The organism is Marinomonas aquimarina (genome assembly GCF_900089755.1).
In the GTDB taxonomy this organism is placed as follows: Bacteria; Pseudomonadota; Gammaproteobacteria; order Pseudomonadales; family Marinomonadaceae; genus Marinomonas; species Marinomonas aquimarina.
Genome location: NZ_FLOC01000016.1, coordinates 1 through 13,189, shown reverse-complemented (window position 1 = coordinate 13,189; position 13,189 = coordinate 1). Strand labels below are relative to the sequence as shown.

Genomic DNA, 13,189 nt, shown 5'->3' with positions numbered 1-13,189 from the left:
AACGTCGATTCAAAAAACTAGTTTAGCGTGACCAACGCCAGTATGCACCTTGGCTGCGCAACCCCATGGTCTTATTTGAACATTCCTAGGGCGTTTATTTATTTTGATGATGGCGAATATTAGTCGCTTATGAAGGGTTTCCGTTGAGCTGTAGGCCAGTTTTTAATATCTTGTTATCAACCAAAACTGGATTTGAGAGAGAATTGGGGCGCTATGAGTTACTATTCAGAATACCTACAAGAAATTGAAGTTCGTAAAAAGGATTTGGGCCTTGCCCCAAAACCAATCGACGGTGCAGAACTACTGTCTGAAATCATTGAGCAAATCAAAGATACAGCCAATGAACACCGTGAAGATTCTTTGAACTTCTTCATCTACAACACTCTGCCAGGTACCACACCAGCAGCGGTTGTAAAATCAGCTTTCCTTAAAGACATCGTGCTTGGCAACGAAGTGGTTGCAGAGATTTCTCCAGAGTTCGCTCTAGAGCAACTTTCGCACATGAAAGGTGGCCCATCGGTTGCCGCGCTACTAGACGTTGCACTGTCTGACCACGCACAAGCCGCAGCAGCAGGTGAAGTACTTAAATCTCAAGTATTCCTATACGACGCTGACTACGACCGTTTGTCTGCAGCGTACAAAGAAGGCAATGCCATTGCTAAAGAACTTTTAGAAAGCTACGCCAAAGCTGAGTTCTTCACTAAGCTTGATGACATTCCAGAGAAGATCGACGTTGTAACTTACGTTGCAGCAGAAGGTGATATCTCTACTGACTTGCTATCGCCTGGTAACCAGTCACACTCTCGTGCTGACCGTGAACTACACGGCCTTTGCATGATCAGCCCAGAAGCTCAAAAAGACATCGTTGAGCTAGGCAAAAAACACCCTAACGCGAAAGTGATGCTAATCGCTGAGAAAGGCACAATGGGTGTAGGTTCTTCACGTATGTCTGGTGTAAACAACGTTGCACTTTGGGCCGGTGAAAAAACGTCTCCATACATTCCATTCGTGAACAACCGTCCTGTCGTTGCTGGTACTAACGGTATCGCTCCGATCTTCCTAACAACGGTTGGTGTAACCGGTGGTATCGGTCTTGACCTTAAAAACTGGGTTAAGAAAACCGACGCAAACGGTGAAATCGTTCGTGACGAAAACGGCGATCCAATCCTAGAAGAAGCGTACTCTGTAGCAACAGGTACGGTTCTAACTATCGATACGAAGGCGAAGAAGCTTTACAACGGTGACAAAGAGCTAGTCGACGTTTCTTCTGCTTTCACACCACAAAAAGTGGAATTCATGAAAGCGGGTGGTTCTTACGCGGTAACATTCGGTAAGAAACTACAAACCTTCGCAGCAGAAACGCTAGGCATCGAAACTCCAGAGGTTTACGCACAAAATAAAGAAATCTCTAACGAAGGCCAAGGCCTAACAGCGGTAGAGAAAATCTTTAACCGTAATGCGGTAGGCGTTAAGTCTAAGACACCTCTTCACACAGGTTCTGACGTTCGCGTTAAAGTAAACATCGTAGGTTCTCAAGACACCACTGGTCCAATGACTTGCCAAGAGCTTGAGTCAATGGCGGCGTCTGTTATCTCTCCTACAGTGGACGGTGCTTACCAGTCAGGCTGTCACACAGCGTCTGTATGGGACAAAAAAGCTCAGTCAAACATTCCTAAGCTAATGTCTTTCATGAACAACTTCGGTGTCATCACAGCACGTGACCCTAAAGGTGTTTATGCGCCACTGACTGACGTAATCCACAAAGTATTGAACGACATCACAGTGGACGATCGTGCGATCATCATCGGTGGTGACTCTCACACTCGTATGTCTAAGGGTGTAGCGTTCGGTGCCGACTCTGGTACGGTTGCGGTTGCTCTAGCGACTGGTGAAGCAGAAATGCCAATCCCTGAGTCTGTTAAAGTAACCTTCAAAGGCCAAATGAAGCCGCACATGGACTTCCGTGACATCGTACACGCGACACAAGCGCAGATGTTGAAGCAGTTCCAAGGCGAAAACGTTTTCCAAGGCCGTGTCATCGAAGTACAAATCGGTACGCTACTTGCCGACCAAGCCTTCACTTTCACAGACTGGACGGCAGAAATGAAAGCGAAAGCTTCTATCTGTATCTCAACTGATGAAACCTTGATCGAATCTCTAGAGCTTGCTAAGTCTCGCATCCAGATCATGATCAACAAAGGCATGGACAACGAAGCCAACATGCTTCAAGGCCTAATCGATCTTGCTGACAAGCGTATCGCTGAAATCAAGTCAGGCGAAGCACCAGCACTTGCTCCAGACGATACAGCTAAGTACTACGCTGAAGTGGTTGTAGACCTAGACGCCATCGACGAGCCAATGATTGCTGACCCAGACGTAAACAACGAAGACGTATCTAAGCGCTACACGCACGACGTGATCCGTCCGACTTCTTACTACGATGGCCGTAAAGTAGACCTAGGCTTCGTGGGTTCTTGTATGGTTCACAAAGGTGATATGCAAATCATCGCTGCCATGCTTCGTAACCTAGAGCAGAAAGGCCCAATCACGTTTAAAGCTCCTCTTGTTGTTGCGCCACCAACGTACAACATCGTTGATGAGCTAAAAGCTGAAGGCGACTGGGAACTGCTAGAGAAATACGCTGGCTTCGAATTCTCTGACGAGAACCCAAAAGAAGAAGCGCGTACTAAATACGAAAACATCATGTACCTAGAGCGTCCTGGATGTAACCTATGTATGGGTAACCAAGAGAAAGCTGCTCCTGGTGACACAGTCATCGCAACGTCTACTCGCCTATTCCAAGGCCGTGTGGTAGAAGACACAGCTGAGAAGAAAGGTGAATCGCTACTAGGTTCAACACCTATGGTGGTTCTATCTTGTATTCTTGGTCGCTTCCCTTCTCTAGAAGAGTACAAAGAAGCGGTTGCAGGCATTAACCTAACGTCTTTCGCGCCACCAAGCGAAGACCTAAGCGTTAAAGGCGGCGACATCGCGATCACGCCAGTAGCCTAATCTAAGTCGACTTAGAACAGCGTAAGCGAAATCAAAAAGCCCTGACTCAATGAGTCAGGGCTTTTTTTATTCTTGTAAAGGCCAATCTGCTTCGCGGCTAGATTAGCGCTTATTCAATCACTTTTTCTACAGGCTTGAAAATGCAAGTTGCTCCACCATTAGTAAGAGCAATGCCATATTTTAGATCACAATTCAACGCAGCAAACATCACAGGCAATTGCTCATTTCCAAAACTATTTGGCAAAAATGCCACTTTTTGACCGACCTTACACAGTGTACTATTGTCTGCAGCCTTCCAGCTTTTAGTGACACACAGATTTGCCTGATCAATATCTTGCGCGCCCACACTGCCAACACAGAAAAAGTAAACCGTTATTGCAGCTATTTTATAATTCCACTTCATTATTTAAATCACCCTTTATTACCCTAGATTTTCTGAAAATAGACCTGACATAAATCAATTATATCTACCAGATAGTCCTACGCCTTGTGACTTAATATAAATATATCGACATTATGTAAACTCTTACTTACACTTCTTTGCTAAATTAAGTTGTTGATTAGATCAACACTCTTATTCAAATGGATTATTCAAATAACTCAACAAAGGAATGCTAGATGTCGTTTATTCAGGATTTTAAGGATTCTTTAACTTATCCTTTCGAGGACAGTCAATGGATCCAAAAGCTTTGGCCCCTACCTCTTTTAGCAATACTTCCCATCATTGGAGTGCTTAGCGTAATCCTTCTAAAAGGATGGCGCTTCGAGATGGTTAAACGACTCAGCACGGGCGATAGAAGCCTTCCTGAATTCGATATAGTTACCATGTTTCAAAGAGGCTTGTTGCTTTGGGCTGTGATGATAGCCCACATGTTTATTCCTGGTGTCATTTGCGCCCTATTAGGTCTCAGTGGTCCCCTAGGCTTAATCCAAGATATCTATGAGTTCTTTGCCAATGGGCTTTCGGGATGGGCACAATCTCAGTCACAAGACTTATTACTAAAGATAATCGTGTATGTAGTATGGGGGATTATTTCTGCCCCTGTTTTTCAATCAGGAATGATCCGCTATGTCATCTCTGGTGATTGGAAATCTTTAGTGAATGTACCAGTGAATTTCATGTTCTTTTTAAGATATATCCATTATTTTCTTAAGTTCTATGTTGCTTGGATCATGCTAATAATCCTTGTAGTTGCAATGGACTCTGTTCTTTCTGTTACAGGAATAGGCCTTCTTTTAGTACCTATTGTAAGCTTCGTTTTCTACTATATTTCATCAGCGCATGAATTAGGTCATTTGGCCTACAAGATCAATAAAAAGGAAAATAGAGTAGAAAGTACAGAAGTAGCAGCATTATCTAGCCAGCCTTGATAGACAACATTATTAGAATTTGAAACACAAAAAAGCCCCGCTAAGTTCTCACTGAGCGGGGCTTTTAGAATCAGATCAATAACCGTAAATTACAGCTCGATATTGGCGATGTCTTCTCGTACTGGCATGGTTACCGACTCATCACCCGCGGGCGCTACGGTTTGCGGCGCTTGTGGTGGATGCAGTTTCAATGATTCACTGGTGTACATTAGCTCACGGTGTGTCGCTTCGACGTTGCCGTTTAGCTTTGTACCGTATGAAGGAATGATTTCTTTTAGCTTGGCATTCCACTCACCAGCTACTTTATCAGCAAACACTTCTTCCAGAACGTTCAACATGATTGGCGCAGCCGTTGACGCACCTGGCGAGGCGCCCAATAGTGCCGCTAAGCTTGAGTCAGCAGACGACACTACTTCGGTACCAAACTGCAGACGGCCACCTGTTTCAGGATCGTTCTTAATGATCTGTACACGTTGGCCACCAGTAATCAACTTCCAGTCTTCTTGCTTCGCGCTTGGGTAGTACTTCTGTAGCTCAGCAAAGCGATCTTCGTCAGTTAACATTACCTGCTCGATTAGGTATTGAACCAAGTTGAAGTTATCTAGGCCAACGTTCATCATCGGCACTACGTTATCCGTAGTGGTCGCCCCCAGCAGATCCCATAGGGAACCGTTTTTCAGGAATTTGGTTGAGAAAGTAGCAAATGGACCAAACAGTAGCACTTCTTTGCCATCGATACGGCGCGCATCCAAGTGCGGCGTCGACATTGGTGGCGCCCCCACTTCCGCTTGACCGTAGGACTTATTGATGTGCTGCTTCACCACCTCTGGGTTTTCAGTCACTAGGAACTGACCGCCCACAGGGAAACCTGCATAAGCTTCACCTTCAGGGATGCCTGATGCTTGTAGCAATGGCAATGAAGCGCCACCAGCACCGATGAAAACAAACTTCGCATCAATCGTGCGCTCTTTTTCACCGTTAGCTAAGTCAGCAACAGTGACTGTCCAGCTGTTATCGGCGTTTTGCTTAAGGCCACGCACTTCGCTGTTTAGCTGCAGATCAAAGTTATCTTTCGTCGTTAGGTTGCTTACTAGCTGACGCGTGATTTCACCGTAGTTCACATCCGTTCCCAGCACAGAGTGGGTCGCAGCGACAGGCTGGTTCGGGTCACGACCTTCAATTAGCAAAGGGGCCCATTCAGCGATCTGTGCTGGGTCTTCACTGTAGTCCATGCTTTGGAACAAGCTGTGCTGTTGCAGCTCTGCATAACGCTTACGTAGAAAGTTAACGTTCTTGTCACCCCAGACAAAGCTCATATGGTTCACAGTACGAATGAAAGACTCAGGGTCATGCATCACGTCGTTGTTCACTTGGTAAGCCCAGAATTGACGACTGATTTGGAACGCCTCGTTCACCTTAATCGCTTTCTCAACGTTGATGCTGCCATCTGGCATTTCTGGCGTGTAGTTCAACTCCATCAACGCAGAGTGACCCGTACCTGCGTTGTTCCAGCCGTTCGAGCTTTCTTGTGCCACGCCATCTAGACGTTCCACCATGGCCATGCTCCAGTTTGGCTCTAGCTCTTGTAAATAGGTGCCTAAGGTCGCACTCATGATGCCGCCGCCAATAAGCAGGACATCCACTTGTTCATCTTTCGCATGTGCTGGTGTCAGCACGTTAGCAACACTTACCAAGGCGGTAAGCAGCACCAGTTTGATTTTTTTCATATGGATTGGCTCTGTAATAGTGAGTTCGCATGGAGGCAGCCGCGCGCGAAGCCGGTGTCCAACGCGAACCAATAATGGGGACTTAGGTCAGAAGACAGCGAAAGGTTTTGCACCATTTTGGTAGCCCTTGCCCTAAAACAGCGCTAAATTATCATTGCGCTAGGTCACAGAAAATCTTTGGTAAATAGGAAAGGTTTAGAGCGTTTTGGTGGCTTATGTAAGTTATTTTTCTTGATGGGCAGACTCTCATCTAAGCGCCCGATCCCTTTTCTTAACACTGCTATTTTTGGCCTTTTTGTGTACAAATGTGCATGCAAAGCGTCCCCTTTTTCCTAACCTTGCCTGCCAACCGTCAGGCCAATCAAGCTCGACACTCGTCGAGAAATTGGCTCAATGCGATACTCTAGCAACACTTAAGGCTTACAAATTGCGAGCAGAAATTATCCATAAGCGACACTCCAACTAAAAACTTCACTAAACCATGATCAAGCTCATGCTGCTGTTTAAATTGTCTACACAAGCACGAACATGGTGACCTTGTGCTTCAGGCAACTACTCAAAACCAAGCAAAAGTGTCGCTAAAATTAATAAAAAATCACTTACTTTCTAGAAAATAGGCCTGTATTACTCATTATTGAAGAAAGCCAGCAGTGCTCATCTTGTTCAGAAATTGACTCGGCTTAACGCGCTGCCACAGGCTCGATTCCTACCCAGATCTGGGAAATCCCTCATCCTTAATATTATTGAAATGTTTCCATAGTTCTTTTAGGATTTTTCTTAATTGAACGTTTAATTAAAAAAGAATTTATAACTACAAGACCTAAAGCCGTACAAGGAACCTCGAACGCTGCCAGTGCACAAGTCCACTGTCACAGCGATAAGAGAAACGGAAATGCAGGATAGATAAGCAGCGCTTTAAGTCGGCGAACCGACCAGGAGACATTCGATGCGAGCAAGACAATATGATCACATGATTGTGGATGCGGGCTCTGTCAGTTGTGTGCCAGCCAACCGATTGACTGAAAACAAGAGAAATTTGCAAGGCACTGAAAACGCTCAGCAGGGGGCAGCACTATGAATATCCTGTTATCCTCCGGCCTGATCTTCTCTTTCATCGCCATCGCGGTGATTTTGTTCAAGTGGTGGAATGTGAAATGCGTCGGAGTCACCCCAGTCAGCACCCTGACCTTTATCGCGATACTGTTTACGTCTGGGTTGGATGTGGGCTTGATCATGTTCCCACTGACGGAGTTTAGTGGCTACGCCAACTTGGTCGAGAACCCCGAGTACAGCTTTGCCAATCCCCTAGCGATCGAGTTTGGCTACTGGGCATTCTTGATCTGGGGCTTCTACTTCCTCACCTGCTTCTACTTCTGCATCATTGAACCACGCGTTAAATTCTTTGAAATTCCTTTGGTCAAACTGATCAACAATATCGTGATCATCGGCACCTGTGCCTTCACCGCTTGCCTACTGCTGATTAACTTACCTTGGTATCTGCCACAAATGGGCGATGGTGAGTCTATGATGCCAGCGTTTTACTTGATCGTATTCGCCTCGATCGGCTTGGCGGTCTACTCCAGCAGCAGTATGAAACTACTGCGTCTGCTTAGCCTTGGCTCAAGCATTCTGTTTATCGCATTGATCGGTATTATGTGGTTCCGTGCTTATATGACGGACAATGGCAACCCAGCCGACTTCGTTAATAATGCCGGGCTTATCGGTGAATACTTCACCAACCTGCACCACTTCATGCTACCGCTGAATGACTACCATGCGTTCTACTTATTCTGGTGGTTCTCTTGGAGCATCATGATCGGCCAATTCACCGCACGTTTCGTCAGTGGCATTCGTACTTGGCAGCTACTGCTGGCCATGGTGGTGTTTCCATCGATCGCCATCGGCGTCTGGTTCACGATCTTGTACCACTACCATGTCGAAGGTTTACAGATTGCAGGATTTATCAATGCCTTAATGATCATCGTCGGCATCTTGATGGTGGTGAACTCGTTGGACTCTTTGATTCGCCTTTACACCGACAACCTGAACCTAACCGTACAACGCTTTGGTTTGGTTCCTTACCTAGCCGGTAACCTAGTGGTGATGTGTGGCTTAACGCTGCTATTCCAACTGGATTTCCTAAAAATAGAATGGGTGGGCGCGCTGGTGATCGGTCTGTACTTCAGCTGCTGTGGCTACATCCTACTGAAAAAGCGTGCCGAAGTAGCCAGCATCACAGGCCCATGTGAGGAAACAAACTACGAGTTTAAACAAGTCGATGTAACAGGCTAAATCAGAGTTCATTGATAGAGCCTAGGGGTCAGATCTCTTCTACACTGATACAATTTGTCAAAGCACAAATCGCTATCGCTAGGGATCTGACCCTTTAACTTGAAAGATCTAACAATGAGGCTCGACAATGTTAATGACTTTCCGCTGTAACGCTTACGCCAACATTATGATGTTTGGCTCGGTTGGCCTGCAATTGGTAAAGATGATGGGCTACGGAGAATCCTCATCGGGCGCCATCAAAGCAGAAGACATTCCACAGGCACTGGCGCGTCTACAAACTGGCTTATCTAATACGCCAGAGGACATCGAGCAGCCAGACCTCGAACAAGACGAAGACGAGGAGGATGAGGAACAACAAGAGGTCGTCGTCAGCTTAGCTAAGCGCGCCCTACCACTGATCGAGATGCTGAACGCGGCTACCCGTGATGAATGCGGGATTATGTGGGAAAGCAAGTAAGCCTTTCGCTAAATTGGGACAGATGAAAAGAGCGCCTAAGCTTCATCTGCCCCCCATTTCTTTAAGTTCTAAAACCCGCGACCATACCATAGATTTGCTGACTCAAATCGTCCGTTTGATGACACAGTTCAGCCACTTCATCGGAGATATGTGACAACTCCTGGGCTGATTCACTGATGCGATTAATATTGTCGTTGATATCCCCTGTCGCGGTGCGTTGCTGCTCGGCCGATGCTGCCGTTCTCAAGGTCATATCTTTCATTTGACCAACCATGGTCTCCACCGTTTCAAACGCCTCCAAAGCCTCCTCTGACAGGGCAATCGCTTTTTCGGACTCCGTGAAACTTTCATTCATCGTGTGACTTGCTGTCTTGGTACGCTGCAATAATAAGCTCAGTATCTTATTAATTTGCTCGGTTGATTCCTGAGTGCGTTTGGCTAAACCACGGACTTCATCCGCGACAACGGCAAAGCCACGCCCTTGATCACCGGCACGTGCCGCTTCAATGGCAGCGTTTAAGGCCAATAAATTCGTCTGCTCAGCAATTTCTTGAATGGTCGACAATATCTGATTGATATCACTGGTTTCATTTTCCAATTCGATGATGACCTTCCGCGAATCACTTAAACGCTCACCTAGGCGATTAACGCCTTCAGAACTTTGCTTAATCAAGGTTTTACCATGCAGGGTTTTCGCTAGCGCCTGTTCTGAAAACTGCGCCGAGTCAGCACAGTTTTGTGCCGCATCATTAGACGCCTCCACCATCTGTTGTCCAGCAGCCACAATCTGCTCAATGGAGGTTAACTGCTTCGAGGTCGCCTCTGCCACACGCTGTGCTTTCGCTGAGGTTTGCTCGGCTGCCCCAGCGATGGTGACAGCAGACTGCTTAATATTGCCAATCAATATACGAATACTTTCTAAGAAGTGATTGAACCATTTTGACAGCAGGCCTGTTTCATCATTACTGTCCACCATTATCTTAGTCGTCAAATCCCCTTCACCTTTGGCAATTACCTGCAAATCTTGAGAGACCGCAGACACCGCTTCTATCGGTGTCACTAAACGTTTTGCAAGGAAAAAACTGACTAATAAGAACAGGGCGAGCAATAACGCACTGATGATCACTGTTGTTTGTGCTATACGATTAGCGCTGGCATAAATCTCAGTCTCAGGCACGAGTGCAACAAACTTCCAACCTAAGTCCTGCGACGTATACACATTGGCGTGGTAGTCCTGACCATTTAACGCCACATTGATTACACCGGACTGAGTATTGGCCAAGGTTTGATAAGCCTCCCCCGATAGCTGGGACAACTGCTGAAAGCTATTTTCAGGATTAATCACATCGACCAAGATGGCACCAGAGCCCTCAACCACCATCAAGCTGCCTTGCTGACCAATCACTGTTTCTGATGCCATCCTCATCAGCGTCTTAATAGAAAAGTCGACCGTTACCACCCCTGCGGTTTGGCCATCGCGTTTAAAAGACGAGACGGCCGACACATAGACATCGTCATCAGGCTGGTAATAATAAGCGCTTCCCAGCGCCACTTGTCCATTATTTTGCATGCCCATGCGATACCAAGGACGGCTTTTCGGATCCCAATTGCTGTAAGCATAGGTTCCAGGCCATTCCACATAGCCACCGTCTAAATCTGCGCTGTAAACATAGGCAAAATCATCATGCGACTCTCCCAACCCTTGTAGCAATTTGAATACTTCATATTCGTAACTACCACGACGCTCGACCACGCTTCTAGGTGATTTCCCATCTGCCTCATAGTAAGTCGTATAAGATGTCGCTTCGGGTGAGGTAACCAGTTGATGGTTAGCTAAATACTTAACCGTGTCTTTAATGCTGTCTACGAAACCAACGAAATTGTGCTCAACCGCAGAAAGCGTTTGACTACTACTATGCTTAAAATCGCTACGGGCTTGCTCGGTACTTAACAGCGACATCGTAATGCAGACGATTAACACTGGCACAATCGTCGCCATAGATAACGCCAGCATCAGTTTTGTCTTGATTTTCATGAACTCAAAGTCCTTTTAATAGAGTCACATTGCTCTTGTCTGTAGGGCTCTACAGCGAAGTACAAGTATTGAGAAAGTTCTTCATACATCCCATTCCCTAGAATTACATGAAATCCACCAAAATACGGAAACAATAAGGACGCTTTCTGATCATTATTTGATCTGAGTTAATTTTTCTCTCCTGTATCGCGGCCAAACTGCAACACTTGCAAGATAGGAGGTATCTTTTATTGGACTCCAATGGCTGAGCGCCAAATTTTTGTCTTAAGGTACATTATTCCCAAGCTGCCATTTTGTGATTATTCTTACGCTAACAGCGGGGCTGCCCCCTTAAATAAAAATACAAACGGACACTCACATGCAACAAGGACTCCGACAGCCACGCTGGCTCATCTTTCCTGCTTTACTGCTGCTCTCTCTTCCTTTACTGGCGGCCGATGCCAGCGATGACATAGCGTTCTTTTCGATGTCGGTTGGCCTATTAGGTGGCCTGGCGATCTTTTTGTTCGGCATGGAAACCATGTCGGATGCCCTGAAACGAGTGGCCGGCACCAAAGCCAGAAACCTGTTAGCGAAACTCACCACCAACCGTTTCAGCGGTATGCTGACCGGTGCCGGACTCACTGCGGTGATCCAATCTTCTTCTGTCACCACGGTATTGGTGGTCGGCTTTATTTCCGCCGGTTTAATGTCCTTGCCGCAAGCCATTGGCGTCATTATGGGAGCCAATATTGGTACCACGATGACCGCTCAAATCATCGCTTTTAAAGTCACCAAAGCGGCCCTTGGCATGGTCGGAGTGGGCTTTATGATGTTTTTTGCTTCGAAAAAAGAAAACGTACAGCAATATGGCAATATGATTTTTGGCCTGGGCTTAATCTTCCTTGGCATGAACTTGATGAGTGACGCCATGGCGCCACTGCGCAGCTATGAGCCCTTTATCAATCTGATGGCACAAATGGACAACGTGTTGCTAGCTATCCTGATTGCCGCGGTGTTTACCGCGCTGGTGCAATCGTCCTCGGCCACCACAGGGATTGTGATTGTGATGGCGGCCCAAGGGTTTATTCCGCTGGAAACCGGTATTGCATTGTCGATGGGGGCGAATATCGGCACCTGCGTGACAGCGATTTTGGCCGCTATCGGTAAGGGTCGTGAAGCGTTACAAACCTCCACCGTGCACGTTTTGTTTAACGTGCTCGGGGTGGTGATTTGGTTGCCACTGATCAGCTACTTAGGACAAGGCAGTATCGCCATGTCCCCCGCGTATCCAGAACTCGACGGCGTTCAGCGTCTCGCCGCAGAAATCCCCCGTCAAATCGCCAACGCCAACACCCTGTTTAATGTGATCAACACACTGATTATGCTGCCGTTTGCAGGGGCTTTTGTCTGGGCCGTGCAGAAATTGATCCCGCCGACGCCGGCCGACAAAGATGCCGTGACGCCTATCACCCCCAAGTACATCAATGACGATTTCCTAGAAACGCCGGACATTGCCCTTGAGCAAACGCAATTAGAAGTCGCACGCCTCGGTCGCCGTGTCTGTCGCATGCTATCGCAGCTGCCGCCCTTGGCACCCGACGCGAAAACACCCGCGCAGTTGGCTAAAGTACGGGCCACCTTCAAAGAGATTGAAGCGCTAGAAGAAGAAGTGGATCAACTGCACGTCGCCATCTTATTCCATTTAGGAAAACTCCGTCGCGGCCCGCTTTCTGCCGAACAAAGTACACGACAAATCACCTTGGTGGGCATGACCGATCACTTGGAAAACATCGCCGACTTGATCATTAATGGACTATTGCCCCTATCCAATAAAGCGCTCAATGACCAGCTCAGCGTCAGTGCCACCATGCGCCAAACCTTGGATACCATACAAGATATGGTCAATGGCCTATTGTTGGACTGTGTTAATGGCATTCGTCGTAATGACCCAGACCTGGCGCGACGGGCGGTGGAAGCGAAACAAGAGCTGTATACACTGTTGGATGCCGTGTTGGCACATCAGGCGTTGCATTTATCCGATGACCAGCCTAACCGCCTGCGTGTGTTCCGCTACGAAATGGAATGGGGTCATATTCTGAAAAACATTTACGGGATGACCAATCGTATTGCCAAGATGCAATTGCAAGAGGGGTGATTTAGACGAGGTCTACTCTAAGGGGTCAGATCCTGAGGTATCCCCACAAATTTACTCATGATCAGACTCTTTTCTCCAGCTGTTGGAGCAACTGCCTGATGCCGTCCCGCCATTCATTTTTTGATATCTCGAAACGAGTCATAACGGCTCGTTTTCCA

Annotated in this window: 8 protein-coding genes; 5 read left to right on the top strand and 3 right to left on the bottom strand. The window is 46.9% G+C overall.

The genetic code is table 11. The features are described from left to right. Positions 1 to 213: 213 nt before the first annotated feature. The gene (locus MAQ5080_RS13000; RefSeq protein ID WP_067210879.1) at positions 214 to 3,012 is read left to right on the top strand and encodes a bifunctional aconitate hydratase 2/2-methylisocitrate dehydratase; all 2,799 of its coding nucleotides are present in this window, start codon (positions 214 to 216) and stop codon (positions 3,010 to 3,012) included. Between the two features lie 109 nt (positions 3,013 to 3,121). Here the strand turns inward: MAQ5080_RS13000 and MAQ5080_RS12995 are convergent, their stop codons facing one another. Continuing rightward, the gene (locus tag MAQ5080_RS12995; protein WP_067210876.1) at positions 3,122 to 3,415 is read right to left on the bottom strand and encodes a hypothetical protein; all 294 of its coding nucleotides are present in this window, start codon (positions 3,413 to 3,415) and stop codon (positions 3,122 to 3,124) included. Positions 3,416 to 3,630: 215 nt separating this feature from the next. On the opposite strand from MAQ5080_RS12995, the gene MAQ5080_RS12990 reads away from it, so the two are divergent. Then, a complete protein-coding gene (locus tag MAQ5080_RS12990; protein ID WP_067210874.1) occupies positions 3,631 to 4,383 on the top strand; it encodes a DUF4013 domain-containing protein in 753 nt (250 codons plus the stop codon). Between the two features lie 89 nt (positions 4,384 to 4,472). Here MAQ5080_RS12990 and mqo read toward each other — a convergent pair whose 3' ends face one another. Beyond that, a complete protein-coding gene (gene mqo, locus MAQ5080_RS12985) occupies positions 4,473 to 6,110 on the bottom strand; it encodes a malate dehydrogenase (quinone) (protein WP_067210872.1) in 1,638 nt (545 codons plus the stop codon). Between the two features lie 1,074 nt (positions 6,111 to 7,184). Here mqo and MAQ5080_RS12980 point away from each other — a divergent pair. Then, positions 7,185 to 8,402, top strand: coding sequence for a BCCT family transporter (locus MAQ5080_RS12980; RefSeq protein ID WP_067210871.1), 1,218 nt, complete (start codon positions 7,185 to 7,187; stop codon positions 8,400 to 8,402). Between the two features lie 127 nt (positions 8,403 to 8,529). Beyond that, on the top strand, positions 8,530 to 8,859 hold the full coding sequence (locus MAQ5080_RS12975) for a DUF1840 domain-containing protein (protein ID WP_067210869.1): 330 nt from the start codon (positions 8,530 to 8,532) through the stop codon (positions 8,857 to 8,859). A 61-nt stretch (positions 8,860 to 8,920) separates the two neighbouring features. On the opposite strand, the gene MAQ5080_RS12970 is transcribed toward MAQ5080_RS12975, so the two are convergent. Then, positions 8,921 to 10,894, bottom strand: coding sequence for a methyl-accepting chemotaxis protein (locus MAQ5080_RS12970; RefSeq protein WP_067210866.1), 1,974 nt, complete (start codon positions 10,892 to 10,894; stop codon positions 8,921 to 8,923). Positions 10,895 to 11,252: 358 nt separating this feature from the next. On the opposite strand from MAQ5080_RS12970, the gene MAQ5080_RS12965 reads away from it, so the two are divergent. Continuing rightward, the gene (locus MAQ5080_RS12965; RefSeq protein ID WP_067210864.1) at positions 11,253 to 13,031 is read left to right on the top strand and encodes a Na/Pi cotransporter family protein; all 1,779 of its coding nucleotides are present in this window, start codon (positions 11,253 to 11,255) and stop codon (positions 13,029 to 13,031) included. Positions 13,032 to 13,189: the final 158 nt, after the last annotated feature.

What these genes read in the sequence shown, in the direction of transcription:
- MAQ5080_RS12970 (WP_067210866.1), bottom strand. Translation starts at nt 10,894, where the DNA reads ATGAAAATCAAGACAAAACTGATGCTGGCGTTATCTATGGCGACGATT.
- MAQ5080_RS12975 (WP_067210869.1), top strand. Translation starts at nt 8,530, where the DNA reads ATGTTAATGACTTTCCGCTGTAACGCTTACGCCAACATTATGATGTTT.
- mqo (WP_067210872.1), bottom strand. Translation starts at nt 6,110, where the DNA reads ATGAAAAAAATCAAACTGGTGCTGCTTACCGCCTTGGTAAGTGTTGCT.
- MAQ5080_RS12990 (WP_067210874.1), top strand. Translation starts at nt 3,631, where the DNA reads ATGTCGTTTATTCAGGATTTTAAGGATTCTTTAACTTATCCTTTCGAG.
- MAQ5080_RS12980 (WP_067210871.1), top strand. Translation starts at nt 7,185, where the DNA reads ATGAATATCCTGTTATCCTCCGGCCTGATCTTCTCTTTCATCGCCATC.
- MAQ5080_RS12965 (WP_067210864.1), top strand. Translation starts at nt 11,253, where the DNA reads ATGCAACAAGGACTCCGACAGCCACGCTGGCTCATCTTTCCTGCTTTA.
- MAQ5080_RS12995 (WP_067210876.1), bottom strand. Translation starts at nt 3,415, where the DNA reads ATGAAGTGGAATTATAAAATAGCTGCAATAACGGTTTACTTTTTCTGT.
- MAQ5080_RS13000 (WP_067210879.1), top strand. Translation starts at nt 214, where the DNA reads ATGAGTTACTATTCAGAATACCTACAAGAAATTGAAGTTCGTAAAAAG.